The 16,337-nt window shown below is 73.9% G+C and carries 16 protein-coding genes and 1 tRNA gene; 10 read left to right on the top strand and 7 right to left on the bottom strand.

What is annotated here, in order from left to right; all coding sequences use genetic code 11:
* Positions 1-28 precede the first annotated feature (28 nt).
* Positions 29-2,839, top strand: coding sequence for an RNA helicase (locus tag Q0963_RS08515; protein WP_299444979.1), 2,811 nt, complete (start codon positions 29-31; stop codon positions 2,837-2,839).
* Here the strand turns inward: Q0963_RS08515 and Q0963_RS08510 are convergent, their stop codons facing one another.
* Positions 2,840-3,874, bottom strand: coding sequence for a thermonuclease family protein (locus Q0963_RS08510; protein ID WP_299444978.1), 1,035 nt, complete (start codon positions 3,872-3,874; stop codon positions 2,840-2,842).
* A 202-nt stretch (positions 3,875-4,076) separates the two neighbouring features.
* Here Q0963_RS08510 and egtB point away from each other — a divergent pair, with 202 nt between their 5' ends.
* The 4 genes from egtB to Q0963_RS08490 all read left to right on the top strand — a co-directional run bounded on the left by egtB (position 4,077) and on the right by Q0963_RS08490 (position 8,095).
* Entirely contained in the window at positions 4,077-5,381 is a 1,305-nt protein-coding gene (gene egtB, locus Q0963_RS08505; RefSeq protein WP_299444977.1) for an ergothioneine biosynthesis protein EgtB, read from the top strand.
* On the top strand, positions 5,378-6,373 hold the full coding sequence (egtD, locus tag Q0963_RS08500; protein ID WP_299444976.1) for an L-histidine N(alpha)-methyltransferase: 996 nt from the start codon (positions 5,378-5,380) through the stop codon (positions 6,371-6,373). The genes egtB and egtD overlap by 4 nt, the downstream gene beginning before the upstream one ends.
* A gap of 103 nt (positions 6,374-6,476) precedes the next feature.
* Entirely contained in the window at positions 6,477-7,313 is an 837-nt protein-coding gene (locus Q0963_RS08495; protein WP_299444975.1) for an SDR family oxidoreductase, read from the top strand.
* The gene (locus Q0963_RS08490) at positions 7,310-8,095 is read left to right on the top strand and encodes a 2-oxo acid dehydrogenase subunit E2 (protein ID WP_299444974.1); all 786 of its coding nucleotides are present in this window, start codon (positions 7,310-7,312) and stop codon (positions 8,093-8,095) included. The genes Q0963_RS08495 and Q0963_RS08490 overlap by 4 nt, the downstream gene beginning before the upstream one ends.
* Before the next feature lie 61 nt (positions 8,096-8,156).
* On the opposite strand, the gene bfr is transcribed toward Q0963_RS08490, so the two are convergent.
* The 3 genes from bfr to Q0963_RS08475 all read right to left on the bottom strand — a co-directional run bounded on the left by bfr (position 8,157) and on the right by Q0963_RS08475 (position 10,290).
* A complete protein-coding gene (gene bfr / locus Q0963_RS08485; protein WP_299444973.1) occupies positions 8,157-8,642 on the bottom strand; it encodes a bacterioferritin in 486 nt (161 codons plus the stop codon).
* Positions 8,629-8,904: a bacterioferritin-associated ferredoxin gene (locus tag Q0963_RS08480; RefSeq protein ID WP_299444972.1), complete on the bottom strand. Its 276-nt coding sequence runs from the start codon at positions 8,902-8,904 to the stop codon at positions 8,629-8,631. The genes bfr and Q0963_RS08480 overlap by 14 nt, the downstream gene beginning before the upstream one ends.
* A gap of 72 nt (positions 8,905-8,976) precedes the next feature.
* Complete coding sequence (locus Q0963_RS08475; protein WP_299444971.1) at positions 8,977-10,290, bottom strand: condensation domain-containing protein; 1,314 nt, start codon at positions 10,288-10,290, stop codon at positions 8,977-8,979.
* Between the two features lie 49 nt (positions 10,291-10,339).
* On the opposite strand from Q0963_RS08475, the gene Q0963_RS08470 reads away from it, so the two are divergent.
* The 3 genes from Q0963_RS08470 to Q0963_RS08460 all read left to right on the top strand — a co-directional run bounded on the left by Q0963_RS08470 (position 10,340) and on the right by Q0963_RS08460 (position 12,147).
* Complete coding sequence (locus tag Q0963_RS08470; protein ID WP_299444970.1) at positions 10,340-11,152, top strand: alpha/beta fold hydrolase; 813 nt, start codon at positions 10,340-10,342, stop codon at positions 11,150-11,152.
* 108 nt (positions 11,153-11,260) lie between these two features.
* On the top strand, positions 11,261-11,740 hold the full coding sequence (locus tag Q0963_RS08465; protein WP_299444969.1) for a hypothetical protein: 480 nt from the start codon (positions 11,261-11,263) through the stop codon (positions 11,738-11,740).
* Positions 11,741-11,787: 47 nt separating this feature from the next.
* Positions 11,788-12,147, top strand: a complete 360-nt coding sequence (locus tag Q0963_RS08460) for a VOC family protein (RefSeq protein WP_299444968.1) — start codon at positions 11,788-11,790, stop codon at positions 12,145-12,147.
* A gap of 31 nt (positions 12,148-12,178) precedes the next feature.
* Here the strand turns inward: Q0963_RS08460 and Q0963_RS08455 are convergent, their stop codons facing one another.
* From Q0963_RS08455 to Q0963_RS08445, 3 genes are all read right to left on the bottom strand, one after another.
* Entirely contained in the window at positions 12,179-13,588 is a 1,410-nt protein-coding gene (locus tag Q0963_RS08455; protein ID WP_299444967.1) for a DNA polymerase IV, read from the bottom strand.
* 116 nt (positions 13,589-13,704) lie between these two features.
* Positions 13,705-13,790: transfer RNA gene (locus Q0963_RS08450), tRNA-Leu, on the bottom strand.
* 87 nt (positions 13,791-13,877) lie between these two features.
* Positions 13,878-14,855 (bottom strand): pirin family protein, encoded by a 978-nt coding sequence (locus Q0963_RS08445; protein ID WP_299444966.1) that lies wholly within the window; start codon positions 14,853-14,855, stop codon positions 13,878-13,880.
* 110 nt (positions 14,856-14,965) lie between these two features.
* On the opposite strand from Q0963_RS08445, the gene Q0963_RS08440 reads away from it, so the two are divergent.
* Both Q0963_RS08440 and Q0963_RS08435 read left to right on the top strand, forming a co-directional pair.
* Positions 14,966-15,817: a DUF3662 and FHA domain-containing protein gene (locus tag Q0963_RS08440; RefSeq protein WP_299444965.1), complete on the top strand. Its 852-nt coding sequence runs from the start codon at positions 14,966-14,968 to the stop codon at positions 15,815-15,817.
* 10 nt (positions 15,818-15,827) lie between these two features.
* The gene (locus Q0963_RS08435) at positions 15,828-16,334 is read left to right on the top strand and encodes an FHA domain-containing protein (protein ID WP_299445010.1); all 507 of its coding nucleotides are present in this window, start codon (positions 15,828-15,830) and stop codon (positions 16,332-16,334) included.
* The last annotated feature ends 3 nt before the right edge of the window (positions 16,335-16,337 follow it).

Below are 16,337 nucleotides of genomic sequence, written 5' to 3'. Positions count from 1 at the left end.
CCGCGGGCGTAGGGGAGACTCGACCGCGATGACGCTCACCGACCGCCTCCGCACCGGCGCCGCCGCCGGCTCCCCGGGGATCGGTGCCGACGCCGCGTTGGACGTCTTCGTCGAGTGGGCCGGGGAACGCGGCTTCGCGCTCTACCCGGCGCAGGAGGAGGCGGTCCTCGCCCTCGCCGAGGACGCCCACGTCGTCCTCGCGACCCCCACGGGCTCCGGCAAGTCGCTCGTCGCCGTCGCGGCCCACGCGCAGGCCCTCGCCACCGGCCGCCGCTCCTGGTACACCGCCCCGATCAAGGCCCTGGTCAGCGAGAAGTTCTTCGCCCTCGTCGAGACCTTCGGTGCCGAGAACGTCGGGATGCTCACCGGCGACGCCGCCGTCAACCCCGGCGCCCCGGTCATCTGCGCGACCGCCGAGGTCCTCGCCAACCACGCCCTGCGTGAGCGGGACGCCTCCGACATCGGCCTCGTCGTCATGGACGAGTTCCACTTCTACGGCGAACCGGACCGCGGCTGGGCGTGGCAGGTGCCGCTGCTGCTGCTGCCGGACACCCAGATGCTGCTCATGTCCGCGACCCTCGGCGACACGACCGACCTCGAGCGCGACCTGCAGCGCCGCTCGGGCCGCGACGTCGTCGCCGTCACCGGGGTGGAGCGGCCCGTGCCGCTGGAGTTCGAGTGGGTCCTCACCGCCGTCCACGAGACCATCGAGCTGCTGTTGCGCGACGACCGGGCGCCGGTGTACGTCGTGTCGTTCACCCAGTCGGGGGCGGTCGAGCAGGCCCAGGCGCTGGCCAGCGTCGACATCGTCTCGGCCGCGCGCAAGGCCGCCATCAAGGAGGCTGTCGGCGGGTTCCGCTTCGGCAAGGGTTTCGGGCAGACGCTGCGCCGGCTCGTCCTGCACGGCATCGGGGTGCACCACGCCGGGATGCTGCCGAAGTACCGGCGGCTCGTCGAGACGCTCGCGCAGGCCGGGCTGCTCGCCGTCATCTGCGGCACCGACACCCTGGGCGTCGGCATCAACGTCCCGATCCGCACCGTGCTCCTCACGTCGCTGACGAAGTACGACGGCCGCAAGCAGCGGATCCTGCGCGCCCGCGAGTTCCACCAGATCGCAGGCCGGGCCGGGCGGGCCGGCTTCGACACCGTCGGCTACGTCGTCGTCCAGGCGCCCGACCACGTCATCGAGAACTCCAAGGCGATGGCCAAGGCCGGCGGGGACCCGAAGAAGGAACGGCGGATCGTCCGGAAGAAGCCGCCGGACGGGGTGTTGACGTACGCGCAGTCGACGTACGACAAGCTCGTCACCGCCGTCCCGGAGCCTCTGACGTCGAAGATGCGCGTGACCCACGCGATGGTGCTCAACGTCCTCGACCAGTGGGAGGGCCAGCAGGAGGCCCTGTACACCCTCGTCCTGGACAACCACGAGGACGACGCCCGCCGCGAGGCGCTGGTCGAGCGGTCCGTGCAGGTGCTCGGGTCGCTCGTGCGCTCGGGCGTCGTCGAGCCCGACGACGGGTCGTCCGCCGAGGACTGGCTGCCGCCGGAGCCCGAGACCCCGCCGGCCGGTGCCGCGCCGGACCCCGAGCCCGAGGCCGAGCCGCCCACCGAGCCCGCGGGAGGTCTGGGCGCGCTGGGCGAAGCCCTGGCCGCCGCCGGGCTGGCCCCGCCGGCGCCCCCGGCCCCGGTCGAGCGCGAGGGCGGCCCGACGGGCAAGGCCGGGGACGACCCCGCTGACGGCGCACCGGCCGATGCTCAGCCGCCTGCGCCCCGCTCGCCGCTCGAGCGGTTCGTCCGCTGTGACGGCCGCCGCTACGACGAGGGTCCGTTCCAGGTCGCGATGGACCTGCACGAGGGGTTCGCGCTCAACCAGCCGCTGTCGGCGTTCGCCCTCGCCGCGCTCGAGCTGCTGGACGCCGAGGCCCCCGGCTACGCGCTCGACGTCGTCAGCGTCATCGAGGCGACCCTCGACGACCCGCGGCCCGTGCTCATGGCGCAGCAGTTCGAGGCACGCGGCGAGGCCGTGGCGGCGATGAAGGCCGACGGGCTCGAGTACGAGGAGCGGATGGAGGCGCTCGAGGACGTCACCTGGCCCCGCCCGCTGGCCGACCTGCTCGAGCAGTCGCTGCGCACCTACCGGCAGACCCACCCGTGGGTCGACCCGCGCGACCTGTCACCCAAATCCGTCGTCCGGGAGATGTTCGAGCGCGCGATGGGCTTCGGCGAGTTCGTGGCCCACCACAAGCTCTCCCGCGCCGAAGGCGTCGTCCTGCGCTACCTCACCGACGCGTACCGGGCGCTGCGCTCGACGGTGCCGATGTCCGCGCGCACCGAGGAGCTCGACGACCTCGTCGAGTGGCTCGGCGAGGTCGTGCGGCACACCGACTCCAGCCTGCTCGACGAGTGGGAGTCACTGACCCACCCGACCGACGCCCCGGACACCGCCGTGCGGGCCCCCGGCGAGGGTCGGGCGCTGTCGGCCAACCCCCGCGCGCTGCGGGTCATGGTGCGCCAGAGCATGTTCCGGCGCGTCGAGCTGCTGTCGCTCGGCCGGTGGCAGGCGCTGGCGGCGTTGGACGGCGGCCTCACCGCCGAGGCCTGGCAGGACGCGGCCGCGGAGTACCTCACCGAGTACGACCGGGTCGAGACCGGCCCGGCGGCGAGGGGGCCCGCGCTGTTCCGCATCGAGGAGGGCGACGGGCAGTGGCTCGTCACCCAGATCCTCGACGACCCCGAGGGCGACCACGACTGGCGGATCACCGCCGAGCTCGACCTCGCCGCGACCGACGAGGCGGGCGAGCCGGCGCTCACGGTCACCGGGTTCGCCCCGACCTCCTGACTAGACCTTGGCCCGTCGCCAGCCGGCCGAGACCGCCTCGCTCTCCGAGCAGAACCAGCGCTCGCCCTTGCCGAGGTCGATCCGCGTCTGCTCGTAGTGGCGCTGCCCCGGGACGTGGTAGATCCTCTCGCCGTCACTGGCGATGTTCCCCTTGATCGTGCACGACGAGGTGTCCTTCGCCGGAGTCCTCGTCGGGGCCGGCGCCGGGGGCGGAGCCGCCGCCGCACGACAGCCACCGCTCCAGATGCCCCGCCCCGCGTTCCTGGCGTCCGCCTCCGCGGCGCGGTACTGCTGCTGGCGCGAGTAGGGCTTGTCGTACGTGTACTCCTCGCCGAACCCGCCGGCGAGGAGGATCTCCGCGACGCGGCGGCCGTCGGCGAGCGCGACATGCCGCAGCAGGCGGTCGTAGCGGTCGCGGTTCGACTGCGTCGGGTCGCGCTCCAGAGCCACCTGCTTGCCCTGGACCAGGCTCTGCATCTTGCTCGCCGCCTGCTGGGCGTAGCACTCGTCGTTCCTGAGCTCGGGGGTGTCGATCCCGATGACCCGCACGCGCTGGGTGGTGCCACCGATCCGGACCTTGATCGTGTCGCCGTCGACGATCCCCGCCACCGCGACGAGGGCACCGGAGGTCGACGCCGGGGATCGCGTGGGCGACGGGGAGGAGGAGCGCGAGGCCGATGGGCGCGGGGCGGGGGTCGAGGAGGCGGTGGGGGTCGCGCGGGCGGAGGAAGCGCCGGCCGAGGGCTGCCGCGCGGGCTCGCCGCTGTCGACGGACGCGGAGGCCGCACTCCGCTGCCCGCCGTCGGCGGAGCCGCCCAGCGCGACACCCACCATCGCCAGCGCGACGGTCCCGTTGACGACGAGAGCCAGCACCGCCACCACGGCGAGCAACGCACCGATCGGGACGCCCCACACCCTGCTGCGCGACGACCCGGCCGGCGTGTGGCGATGGTCGGTCCACCTGTTGCCGTCCCATAACCGCATCGAGCCCGGCCGGTCGGGGTCCGGGTACCACCGTGCGTCCGCATCGGCCATGGGATCCCCTCCTTCGGTGCCTCCGCGACCCTAGCGGCTGCTGTGCATCCGGAACCGTGATCGACGGATGTCCCCGGAGCGCCGAGATCCCGACCCTCGCGAGGATCGATGAACCTCGTCCGCTGGGGCTTGCCCTGTCGGCAGGTTGGGTAAAGATGGACGGCACAGCCGGCCGACGAACGCCCGACGAGAGGACTCCGGCATGAGCACGACGATGTGGGACGCCACGAGCCTGACCACCCGCTTCGACGAGGTGCGCTCCCACACCGAGCGCCTCGCCGCCCCGCTGTCCCCCGAGGACCAGACCGTCCAGTCGATGCCCGACGTGTCACCCACGAAATGGCACCGGGCGCACGTCACGTGGTTCTTCGAGACCTTCGTCCTCGCCGAGCACGAGCAGCACTTCGCGCCGTACCAGGACAAGTACTGGTTCCTCTTCAACAGCTACTACGAGAGCCTCGGGCCCCGCTACTCCCGCCCCGACCGGGGTCTCATCACCCGCCCCGGCGCCCACGACGTCGGCGAGTACCGGGACAACGTCGACGACCGGATGCGCGACCTCGTCGCCACCCTCGACGACGGCACCCTGCAGAAGCTCGCCTCGACCATCGAGCTGGGGTTCCACCATGAGCAGCAGCACCAGGAGCTGCTGCTCATGGACATCAAGCACGTGCTGTCGCGCAACCCGCTCGAGCCCGCGTACGGCGGGGCGCGCCGGGCGCACTGCGAGCCCGACGCCATGACGTTCGTCGACGTCGAGGGCGGCCTCGTCGAGATCGGCCACGAGGGCGGGGCCTTCTCCTTCGACAACGAGCTGCCGCGGCACCGCCAGTGGCTCGAGCCGTACCGCATCGCCGACCGGCTCGTCACGAACGGCGAATGGCTCGAGTTCATGGCCGACGGCGGCTACCGCCGGCCCGAGTTCTGGCTGTCCGACGGCTGGGCCAAGGTCACCGCCGACGGCTGGCGCGCCCCGTTCTACTGGACCGACCACGACGGGGTCTGGCTCGAGCACACCCTGCACGGCACCTGGCCGGTCAACCCCGGGCTGCCCGTCGCGCACGTCAGCTTCTACGAGACCGAGGCCTACGCCACCTGGGCCGGCAAGCGCCTCCCCAGCGAGGCCGAGTGGGAGCACGCCGTCGTCGCCGACGGCCAGGCCGACGCCGCGCACTCCGGGGGCAACCTCGCCGACCTCGAGCACTACCACCCGGCACCGGCGCCGGCCGCCGGCGGCGAGCACCGGCTCCGCCAGGTCTACGGCGACTGCTGGGAGTGGACGTCGTCGGCGTACCACGCATACCCGGGGTTCCACCCGCCCGAGGGCGCCATCGGCGAGTACAACGGCAAGTTCATGTCCAACCAGATGGTGCTCCGCGGCGGCTGCGCGCTCACCCCGCCCGGCCACGCCCGCGCCACGTACCGCAACTTCTTCCCGCACGCGTCGCGGTGGGCGCTCTCCGGCGTCCGCCTCGCCGACGGCGGTGCACCCCAGGGGCTCTCATGAGCCGCCGCGAGGTCGAGCCCCGGGTCGAGGTGCTCCTCGACCCCGACTGGGCCAGCGGCTCCCTCGTCGACGACGTCCGCCGCGGGCTGGGCGGCCGGCCGCGCCGGCTGCCGCCGAAGTGGCTCTACGACGACGTCGGCGCCGGCCTGTTCGACGAGATCACCCGGCTCCCGGAGTACTACCCGACCGAGGCCGAGCGCTCGATCCTCGTCGAGCATGCCGCCGACATCGCGGCGGCGTGCGACGCGAGCACCCTCGTCGAGCTCGGCAGCGGCACCAGCGACAAGACCCGCACGCTGCTCGACGCCTTCCGCTCGCCGGAGCGCCCGCACGAGCCGCTGCACCGCTTCGTGCCGGTCGACGTCTCGGACGCCACCCTGCGCGGCGCGGCCGCCACGCTGAGCCGGCGGTACCCGGGCCTGGCCGTCGAGGCGGTCGTCGGCGACTTCACCCTGCACCTGGGCGACCTCCCCCGCGGTGACCGCCGGCTCGTCGCCTTCCTCGGCAGCACCATCGGCAACTTCTACCTCGAGGAGCGGGCGGCGTTCCTCGGGGCCCTCGCCGACTCCCTCGAGCCCGGCGAGTGGCTCCTGCTCGGCACCGACCTCGTCAAGGACGTCGATCGCCTCGTCGCGGCGTACGACGACTCGGCGGGGGTCACCGAGAGGTTCATCCGCAACTGCCTCACCGTGGTCAACCGCGAGCTCGGCGCCGACTTCGACCAGGGGGCGTTCAGCTACGCCCCGCTGTGGGACGCGCGAATGCAGCGCGTAGACATGCGCCTGCGGGCCGAGGAGCCGCAGGTGGTCACGGTGCCCGGGGCCGACCTCGTCGTCGAGCTCGCCACCGGCGAGGAGCTGTGCGTCGAGATCTCCACCAAGTTCAGCATCGACGGCATCGGGGCCGAGCTGGCAGAGGCCGGCTTCGCCGTCACCGAGACGTGGACCGACCCGGCCGGCGACTTCGCGGTCACCCTCGCCCGACGCACCTGACCCGAGGGGCGCGCCGGTGCCCGGCTCCCCGGGTGGGACCAACCTTCGACACGCGGGGCCACCCGATGCCGGGCCGCCGGGCCCGGCAGCCCAGACTGGGCGGATGCTCCTCGCCGACCGCCACGTCCTGCTCACCGGAGCCACCGGCACCATCGGCCGGCGGCTCACCGAGCAGCTCGTGGCCCGCGGGGCGCGGGTCACCGTCGTGGCACGGTCGGCCGGGCCGCTCGACGATCTCGCGCGCCGCCTCGGCGTGCGACCCCTCCCGGCCGATCTCACCCAGGCGAGCGCCCTCGAGGACGTCATCGCCCGAGCGGAGGCCGGCTCCGGGCCCGTCGACGCCATCGTGCACAACGCCGCGGTCGAGACCGTCGGGCGCCTCGACGAGCTCGAGCCCGGCGACGTCGAGCGCACCGTGGCGCTCAACCTCACGGCGCCGCTCGCGCTGACCCGCCTCGTCCTGCCCGGCATGATCGCCCGCGGGCACGGCCACGTCGTTCTGGTCTCCTCGCTCGCCGGGGTCGCGAGCTTCCCCGGGCTGGCCGTGTACGGGGCCACGAAGGCCGGGCTCACCCACGCCGCCGCTGGGCTGCGGCTCGAGCTGCGCCGCACCGGAGTGGGTACCACCGTCGCCGAGCTCGGCCCGGTCGAGTCCGCGATGATGGACCGGGCCCGCCGGCACTCGGCGGCGGGTGGCTCGTTCGCCCGGGTCTACCGGCTCCGCGCCCTGCGCGACCTCGACCCCGGCGTCGTGGCCGCCGCCGTGCTCGACGCCGTCGAGGCCGGTCGGCCGGTGGTCAGGCTGCCGCGCCGGGCCGCACCCCTTGCCGCTGTCGCGGGGCTGCCTCGTCAGCTCGTGCGCGGCGTCCTGGCCGGTATGCCGGCCCAGGGGTCCGCGCCGGCGCGCAGCGTCGACCCCGCGCCGGGGCCCGCCGCATGAGCGGGCGCAGCGTCCGGCGCAAGATCGCCGCCGCCACGTGGCGCGCGCCGGTCGAGGGTCGCATCCACGCCCGCACGGAGGTCGACGTCACCGCGGCCCTCGCGCACATCGAGCACCTCCGCCGGTCGACGGGGGTGCGGGTGACCCTGACCCACCTCGTCGGCGCGGCGCTCGGCCGGGCCATGCGCGCCGTCCCCGAGGCCCGGGCCCGCGTCGTCTTCGGCCGGATCGTGCCCGTCGAGGGCTGCACGGTCTCGTTCGCGGTGGACATCGAGAACGGTGAGGACCTCGGCCCCGTCCGCGTCGAGGACGCCGACCGGCTGTCGAGCACCGAGGTCGCCCAGCGGGTCGCGTCGGCCGCCGCCTTGCTGCGAGCGGACGAGGACCGGCACCATCGCCGCACCTCCGCGCTCGTCCGGATCGCCCCCTGGTGGGCGATGCGGCCGGTGCTGAGTACCGCGAGCCTGCTCGTCGGGGGCCTGAACACCCCGGCGTTCGGCCAGCCGGGGCGGCCGCTCGGCACGGCGTTCGTCTCCAACGTCGGCACCCTCGGCCTCGACGAGGCCTACCTCGCGCCCGCACCGTTCGCGCGGGCCGCGGTGTACCTCGCGATCGGCGCGATCCGCGACCGGCCCGTCGCGGTGGGCGGTGAGGTGGTCGTCCGCCCGACGGTGGTGCTCGTCGCGACGGCGGACCACCGGATCATCGACGGCGCCCACGCGGGCCGGCTGCAGCAGATCGTCGTCGAGCACCTGGCCCGGCCCGAGCTGCTCGACGGCTGAGCGCCGCCCGGCGGCCGCCGGGCGCGGCCCCCGGGGGTCGCGGTCCCGCGAGCGCGCAGGCTCAGGGTGCGGAGCCGGGCTCCATCTGCTGGGCGAGGTACTGCTGGACGCTGATCCGGTCGATGGCGTCGAGCTGAGACTCGAACCAGTCGGCGTGCTTCTCCTCGTCGCGCACCATCTCCTCGAAGATGGCGGCCGAGCCGTGGTCGCCGAGGTCGTGGCACTCCTGGGCGGCGGCGTTGAACTGGGCGATGGCCGCGAGCTCGCTGGTGTGCGCCAGGCGCAGCATCTCGTGCGCGTCCTCGCCGATCGTGATGGCACCGAGCTTCTGCACGTTCGGGTGGCCCTCGAAGAAGAGGATCCGGTTGATGATGGCGTCGGCGTCCTTCATCTCGTCGATCGAGAGGTCGTAGAAGACCTTGCCGAGCCGCACGAAGCCCCAGTTGTCGAGCATCCGGGCGTGCAGGAAGTACGTGTTGGTCACGGTGAGCTCGAACGTCAGGGCCTCGTTGAAGAGGTCGACGACACGGCGGTCAACTGGCTGCACGGATGGGCTCCTCGTCGAGGCTGACGTCGGTGGCGAGCGCCCTCAGGTCGTCCATCGTGCGCGCGCGGAAGACGTCATGGTTGCAGACGATCGCCTTGACCGAGAAGACGCAGCCGCCGCAGTCCGTCCCGGCCCCGGTGGAGCGGCACACCTCCGCGAGCGTCGTGGCGCCGGCGTCGACGGCGTCGGTGATGGCCGTGTCGTTGACGACCATGCAGTGACAGACGATCACCGCGCACCTCCGTTCCGCGTCGCAGCCCATCTGCGAGTCAGGTAAACCTCACCATACCAAGGGCAGCCTTACCTAATGCTCCACAGGCTGGACTGGTCAGGCTCACCGGCCCTCGGCCGCCGCGACCAGCCCGCCCTCGACGGCGTCGAGCCAGGCGCCGACGTTGGCCCGCGCCTGCGGGGTCCCGGGGTAGCGGCACCGCAGGTGGAGCCCGGAGTCGTTGACGACGAACCAGACCATGACGCCGTCGGTCCGGGTGGCCGCTGACACGTACTGGACGTCGAGGGCGGGGTCGAGGTGCACCGGTAGCCGCCTCGTGTCGAGCCAGGACACCGCGAACATCCCGGGGGCCTGGGGCATCCCGCCCCACGGGGCCAGGATCGGAGCCAGGGGCCAGGAGCCGAGGCCGAGCGCCTCCCTGACCGCGGCCGCGCACGTCCGCGGGTCGGTGTCGTAGGACTCGATGACGGCGTTGGTGATGAACCAGCCGACGGCGTCGTGCCACCGGTCCTCGTACCGGCTGTGCACGGGGAAGACCGCCCGCAACGGAGCCCCGGCCACCTCCCGGGTCGCCCGGGTCAGCACGGACATCGCGAGGGCGATCATCCGGACCCCACGGCCGTGCGCGACGTCGGCGAACCGGGCGGCACCGTCGGCGTCGAGGACGTCACGGACCTCGACCACCTCGGGCGTCGGCGCCGACACGTCGCCGAGGGGCAGCGGGAACAGCGGCATGACACCGCCCTCGGCCTCGAGGATGTCCGCCCACCGCCGGCGTACGTGGCCGGGCGCGGGCGGTCGGGCCCGGAGCGCGGCGGTGTGGTCGGCGAACGCCGGGGACGGCGGCAGCCGCCCTCCCGGCTCGGCGCCCCGGCGCACGTCGTCGATGCAGGCCACGAGGTCGCGCACGAGGACGACGAGGCTCCACAGGTCGACGTGGGCGTGATCGGCAGCGAGGAGGACGGCCGGGCGCGGGTCGTCGGCCTCCGGGGCGGGCTCGACGAGGCACAGCCGGTGGGCCGGCGAGGCGAACGGGCGGCAGGCCCCGTCCAGAACCTCCCGCACCACGTCGCGGGTCGCCCGGTCGCCGACGTCGTGCTCGACCCACGGCCCGACGGTCAGATCGGCGTCGTGCAGCGCCACCTCGCCGCCTCCGGCCCGCTCGAACACGGTCCGCAGCGTCCCGTGCCGGGCGCAGACGGCGGCCCACGCGGCCGCGACGTCCTGGTCGATCACCGGCAGGGGCAACCGGACGGCGATGGCCATCCACGACCCGGGCCGGTCGCCCTCACCCACATGACGGGCCTGGTCGAACGAGACCGGCAGCCGCTCGGCCCGCTGGGGCACGGCGCGGACCTCGAGACTGCGCAGCCGTCCCGTCGGCAGCGTCATCTGCGCGACGTTCGTGAGGCGCATGCCGCCGTACTCTAGGGCCATCCCCGACGACGGTTCCCCTGGAGGCGGCGTGCCCACGCTCGAACTCGGCGACGCGACCCTCGACTACGACGTCGAGGGTGACTCCGGCCCGCTCGTGGTCCAGCTGCACGGCCTCACCTCGTGCCGCGAGCGCGACGAGCGGATCGGGCTCGACCTCGGCCGGTCGCTACGGGACCACCGGGTGCTGCGCTACGACGCGCGTGGCCACGGCCGCTCCACCGGTGACCGCCACCCCGCCGGCTACCAGTGGCACCGGCTCGCCGACGACCTGCTCGCGCTGCTCGACCACGTCGCACCGGGTGAGCGGGTCCACGGCGCGGGCCCGTCGATGGGCACCGGCACGCTCCTGCACGCGGCGGTCCGCGACCCCGGCCGCTTCGCGAGCCTGACCCTCGTCGTGCCGCCGACCGCGTGGACCACCCGGCGCCCCCAGGCCGCGACCTACCTGGCCGGCGCCGAGCTCGTCGAGCGCGAGGGCCTCGCCGCGTTCGTCGCACAGGCGGAGTCGACGATCGGCCCGCCGGCCCTCGCCGATGCCCCGCTCACCGAGCCGTCGGTTGCCGAGAGCCTGCTGCCATCGGTGCTCCGTGGTGCGGCGTCGACAGACCTGCCCGACCCCGAGGCGATCCGCACCATCGATGTCCCGACCCTCGTCCTCGCGTGGAGCGAGGATCCGACCCACCCACTGAGCACCGCAGCCCTGCTCCACGAGCTGATCGACGACAGCCGCCTCGTGGTCGCGCGCACGCCCTACGGGATCATGGCCTGGCCCGGCCTGTTCGCCGATCACGTGTCCACCCACGTCCGCCCCCGGGGCGAGGAGCCGAGACCCGTCGGGTAGGACGGTCGCTCCGGATGCAGCGGCGCGGCCGACCTGACAGACTCGGCCCGCGGCGCGGGGAGAGCGCCGCGGACCGGGACCGGTCCTGACATCAACGGGGGGAAACCCATGAGGAAGACCATGTCCGGCGTGCTCGCAGGAGCCGCTGCCGTCGCCGCGATCGTCGCGGCCGCACCGTCGGCGAGCGCCGACACGAACACGACGACGTACGCGTCGTGCCAGGGCTCGATCATCGGCTCCGAGCACATCCGCAACGGCGCCGGGACGATCATCAGCACCGTTCAGATCTGGGAGTACGAGACCCGCGGCACGACGCTGTGCGTCCGCAACGTGCACAAGAACGGCTACGTCGGCAAGACCGTGTGGACCGGCGTCGCCATCGGCGCGCTGCACGACCGCGACTACTACGCCTACTACGCGGGCGCGATCCGGCGCGGCGGCGGGTTCTACGGCAACTGGGTGCAGCACGGCGGGTCCGACCCCACCAACCCCGATCGCGACGTGGCCTGCCACAAGGTGACCGGCAAGACCGACGGCCACACGGCGCAGACGATGTGGGCCTGCTACTCCACCCAGGTCTCGCGCTGACGCGCTGACCCGCACGGGTGGTCCGGCACGTGGCAGAGTCGGTAACCGTGCGCATCTCGATCGTCATCGACTGCCTCGACCCCGCAGCGCTGATCCCGTTCTGGGAGGCAGCGTTGGACTACCGGCACGTCGACTCCCCGCCCGGGTACGCGGCCCTCGTGGCCCGCGGCGGGGAGGCGTCGCCGACGCTCCTGCTCCAGCAGGTGCCGGAGCACAAGGTCGGCAAGAACCGCGTACACCTCGACGTGCACCCGCCCGACCCACGCGAGCGGGTCACCCGGCTCGAGGCGCTGGGCGCCACCCGGCTGGGTGACTGGGACGAGCACCTGGTCGAGGCCGCGGGTGTGCGGTGGCTGGTGCTGCAGGACCCCGAGGGCAACGAGCTGTGCGTCGTGGAGCACGTCTAGCGGCTGTTGCGCCCCGGCCGCGTCAGCCGCGTCAGCCGCCCGAGCCCGCGGGGTCCCAGATCGGTGGATCCGCGGGGGTCAGGTCGGGGTCGTCGTCGGGGAAGGTCCGGATGCGGCCGACATCGGTGTGCGGGCCCTCGAACCGGATGGTGACCCGCCCGACCCCGCTGCCCTGCACCCAGCCGTGGCCGTGCTCGGTGTGCTCGACGTCCTGGCCCGGGCGCCAGCGGGGCCGCCCCGGAGCAGGCGCCGGCTCGGGCAGCGGAGTGCCGTCGGGCTCGGGCGCAGCCGGGGCCTCGCCCCCGCCGGCATCCGGGCGGTCGAACGGCTCCGCTGATGAGGGCCCCGGCGGCGGCGCGTCCGGCAGGTCGAGCAGGCCGTCGAGCAGGTCCGGCTGGGTGTAGAGGCTGAGGCCCGAGACGCCCACCCCGATGAGCCGCAGCCCGTCGGCGACGTCGAGCCCGCCGAGCAGCCGTTCCGCGTGACGCACGACGGTGGCGACGTCATCGGTCGGCTGGTCGAGGGTCGTCGACCGGGTCAGGGTGCTGAAGTCGTGCCGCCGCACCTTGAGCACCACGGTCCGGCCGGACAGCCCGTCCTGGCGCAGCCGCGTCCCCACCCGGTCTGCGAGCTCGCGCAGGTGCCGGCCGAGGCGCACCCGGTCGGTGACGTCGACGTCGAAGGTGGTCTCCGCCGACACCGACTTCGCGGCGCGCTCGGTCACGACCTCCCGGTCGTCGAGGCCGTGGGCGAAGGCGTGCAGCTGCGTCCCGTGCGCTCGCCCCAGGAGTGCCACGGCCTCGTCCAGCCCGAGCGCGGCCAGCCGGCCCACCGTCGTCACCCCGTTCGCGGCCAGGCGGGCGGCGGTCGCCGGCCCGACCCCCGGGATGGCGCGCACCGACATCGGGGCGAGGCGCTCGGCCTCCTCACCGGCGGGGACGACGAGAAGCCCGTCGGGCTTGGCGAGGTCGGAGTGGATCTTCGCGACGAGCTTGCTCGTCCCGGCTCCGATCGAGACGGTGAGCCCGGTCGCCTCCCGGACCCGGGCCCGCAGCCCCTCGGCGAGGTCGGTGACCGTGGCGACGTCCGCGTCCGGGTGGGTCGGCCCGAGGTCGAGGTAGGCCTCGTCGATCGAGACCTGCTCGAGCAGCGGTGTCAGCTCGCGCGCCAGGTCCATCACCCGGACCGAGCAGTCGCGGTACGCCTCGAAGCGCGGGCCGAGGTAGGCCGCGTTCGGGCAGCGACGCCGGGCCTCGGCGGTCGGCATCGCCGAGTGCACCCCGAACACGCGGGCCTCGTACGACGCCGTCGCGACGACCCCTCGCCCGCCCACGCCCCCGACGACGACCGGCTTGCCGCGCAGGGACGGCTTGTGCAGCTGCTCGACAGCGGTGAAGAACGCGTCGAGGTCGAGGTGGAGGATCACCGGCCGCGCACGCACGCCCCCAGTCTCTCCCGCGCCACCCGCCCGGACCCGAACCGGCGACGGTGTCGCCTCCGGACCAACGGACTCCCGAACACACGGAACCCCCCGGACCGGGGTCCGGGGGGTTCCTGTGGTGCGCAAGGGGGGATTTGAACCCCCACGCCCTTTCGGACACTGGCACCTGAAGCCAGCGCGTCTGCCGTTCCGCCACTTGCGCGTGGTGCTCGGATGAGCCGTCTTAGTGTGCCCGATGCACCCCCGATCGACCAAAGCCGGGGTCGGCGAGGCCGGAGCGCCGCGCAGTTCAGGACATCGGCGGGGGCTCCGCCGCGAGGTCGCGCGAGGGCGACCGGTTGCTTCGAGGCTTGAGCCGCACCCCCGGCAGCGCCGGCGCGGGGATACGAGCGACGGGACCGACGTACCCGTCGACCCGCCCGAACCGGCCCGAGGCATCGCCCGACGCGCCGGCCTCCCATGCCGCCCGGGCCGCGGCGACCTCCTCGTGGTCCCGCCCGATGAAGTTCCACCACATGACGATCTCCTCGGTGAACGGCTCGCCCCCGAGGACGAGCACCCGCGCACCCTCCGGCCCCGCCTCCAGCACCAGCCCGGTCGCCCGGCCGGCCTCGACCACCGCCAGCTCCGCCGCCGCGACCGGCGTCCCATCCACCGTCACCGACCCGGAGTCGACCAGTACCCCCACCTCGAACGCCTCGTCGACCGGCAGCGCCACCGTGGCGCCCCGCGCGAGCCGCACCTCGGCGCCCAACAGCGCCGACTCCACCCGCACCGGCGAGGCCGAGCCCCACAGCGACCCGACGAACACCTGCGCCTCCACCCCGGGCGCCGGGTCGATGGTGGGCGGCACGTGGTGTTCGAACCGCGGCTCGACGTCGGCCGCGGCCTGGGGCAGCACCACCCACAGCTGCGCGCCGTGCAGCACCGTCGTGGCCCCGGTCGACACCTCGGAGTGCGAGATGCCCCGCCCGGCGGTCATGAGGTTGACCTCGCCGGGGCGCACCGTCGCCACCGTCCCGAGCGAGTCGCGATGCTCCACCTCGCCGCTGAACAGCCACGACACCGTGGCCAGCGCGCAGTGCGGGTGCGGCGGGACGTCCATCCCCCCGGTCCGCGTGACGTCGTCGGGCCCGTAGTGGTCGAGGAAGCACCAGGCGCCGACGAACGACCGCCCGCGCGTCGGCAGCGTCCGCCGCACGGTCATGGCCCGCGGACCACCCAACGGCACCTCGCGGGGACGGAGAACGAGCACCGGCTCCACCATGGCCCCACGGTACGCATCCACCTGCACCGCACGCCGTCCAGGAAGCGGGCAGGCTCGGCAGATAGGCTCTACCGACGCCTGCAACCGACGACCGTAGGAGGAGGTGCGACATGGGTCTGCTCGACCGCCTCGAGGCGGGGATCGAACGCGCCGTCCAGGGCACCTTCGCCCGACACCTGCGCTCGGCCGTGCACCCCGTCGAGATCGCCAGCAACATCCGCCGCGCGATGGACGACCGCGCGGTCACGTCCTCCGGGCGGGCGATCGTCCCCAACGTCTTCGTCATCGAGCTGAGCCCCGGCGACTTCGACCGCATCTCGCCCGACATGCGCTCGGTCGAGATGGATCTCGTGGCCGCAGCCGAGGAGCACTGCGAGGGGCAGCACTACCAGCCGGCCGGCCCGTTCGACATCGTCTTCGAGGAGCACGACGACCTCGAGACCGGCGTGTTCCGGCTCCGTCCCTCCAAGGCGTCCCGGCCCCGCGCCACCGGCCTGACCGGCCAGGAGCGCGCCATCCGGCCCTCGTCCCCGGACCCCGCCGCTGCCGTCGGCCCCGCAGCCGGCCCGGCCGCCGCCGCCGGTGAGGACGACGACGAGCCCACCCGCCCGCACGCCGCCCGCGAAGCGGCGGCGGCCCCGCCGCCGAAGCGTCGGGTCAACCCGGCCGACCGGCCCTGGCTCGACGTCGACGGCGAGCGCTACCCCCTTATGGGCGCGATGACCATCCTCGGCCGCGACGACAGCGCCGACATCATCCTCGACGACCCGGGCATCTCGCGCCGGCACAGCGAGATCCGGGTGACCACCGACGGCCCGCACTTCGTCACGAGCGTGCGTGACCTCGGGTCGACCAACGGCACCTTCGTCAACGGCGAGCGCATCACGAGCACCCACCTCGAGGACGGCGACCGGATCACGGTGGGACGCACCTCGATCACGTTCCGCGCGGGCCGGCGGTGACCCTCCGATGCTGAGCGAGCTGACCCTCACCGTGCTCCGGCTCGGGCTCCTGATCCTGCTCTGGGTCTTCGTCTTCGCCGTCGTCGGAGTCCTGCGCGGCGACCTCTACGGCACCCGCGTCAACCGCCGGGCGACCCCCACCCCCGCGCGGGGCACCCCGGCGCCGCCGCCGGGCGAGGGCCGCCGCGGGCGCGCCCCCAAGGCACCCAAGCCCGCCCGCAAGGGCCCGACCCGGCTCGTCGTCACCGCCGGCGCGCTGTCCGGGACGACGCTGCCGCTGCGCCCGGCGGGCACCCTCATCGGGCGCAGCCCCGAGTGCGCCCTCGTCCTCGACGACGACTACGCCTCCGGCCGGCACGCCCGCATCTTCCAGAGCGACGACGGCACGTGGATGGTCGAGGACCTGCGCTCCACCAACGGCACCTACCTCGGGGCCACACGCCTCACCGAGCCGCGCGAAGTGGCGGCCGGCAGCGTCCTCCGGATCGGGCAGACGATGCTCGAGCTGCAGAGGTAGCCG

It is taken from the genome of uncultured Phycicoccus sp. (genome assembly GCF_947495705.1).
In the GTDB taxonomy this organism is placed as follows: Bacteria; Actinomycetota; Actinomycetes; order Actinomycetales; family Dermatophilaceae; genus Phycicoccus.
This window is presented reverse-complemented; position numbering and strand designations above follow the sequence as displayed.

What these genes read in the sequence shown, in the direction of transcription:
- Q0963_RS08515 (WP_299444979.1), top strand. Translation starts at nt 29, where the DNA reads ATGACGCTCACCGACCGCCTCCGCACCGGCGCCGCCGCCGGCTCCCCG.
- Q0963_RS08510 (WP_299444978.1), bottom strand. Translation starts at nt 3,874, where the DNA reads ATGGCCGATGCGGACGCACGGTGGTACCCGGACCCCGACCGGCCGGGC.
- egtB (WP_299444977.1), top strand. Translation starts at nt 4,077, where the DNA reads ATGAGCACGACGATGTGGGACGCCACGAGCCTGACCACCCGCTTCGAC.
- egtD (WP_299444976.1), top strand. Translation starts at nt 5,378, where the DNA reads ATGAGCCGCCGCGAGGTCGAGCCCCGGGTCGAGGTGCTCCTCGACCCC.
- Q0963_RS08495 (WP_299444975.1), top strand. Translation starts at nt 6,477, where the DNA reads ATGCTCCTCGCCGACCGCCACGTCCTGCTCACCGGAGCCACCGGCACC.
- Q0963_RS08490 (WP_299444974.1), top strand. Translation starts at nt 7,310, where the DNA reads ATGAGCGGGCGCAGCGTCCGGCGCAAGATCGCCGCCGCCACGTGGCGC.
- Q0963_RS08480 (WP_299444972.1), bottom strand. Translation starts at nt 8,904, where the DNA reads ATGGGCTGCGACGCGGAACGGAGGTGCGCGGTGATCGTCTGTCACTGC.
- Q0963_RS08475 (WP_299444971.1), bottom strand. Translation starts at nt 10,290, where the DNA reads ATGCGCCTCACGAACGTCGCGCAGATGACGCTGCCGACGGGACGGCTG.
- Q0963_RS08465 (WP_299444969.1), top strand. Translation starts at nt 11,261, where the DNA reads ATGAGGAAGACCATGTCCGGCGTGCTCGCAGGAGCCGCTGCCGTCGCC.
- Q0963_RS08445 (WP_299444966.1), bottom strand. Translation starts at nt 14,855, where the DNA reads ATGGTGGAGCCGGTGCTCGTTCTCCGTCCCCGCGAGGTGCCGTTGGGT.
- Q0963_RS08440 (WP_299444965.1), top strand. Translation starts at nt 14,966, where the DNA reads ATGGGTCTGCTCGACCGCCTCGAGGCGGGGATCGAACGCGCCGTCCAG.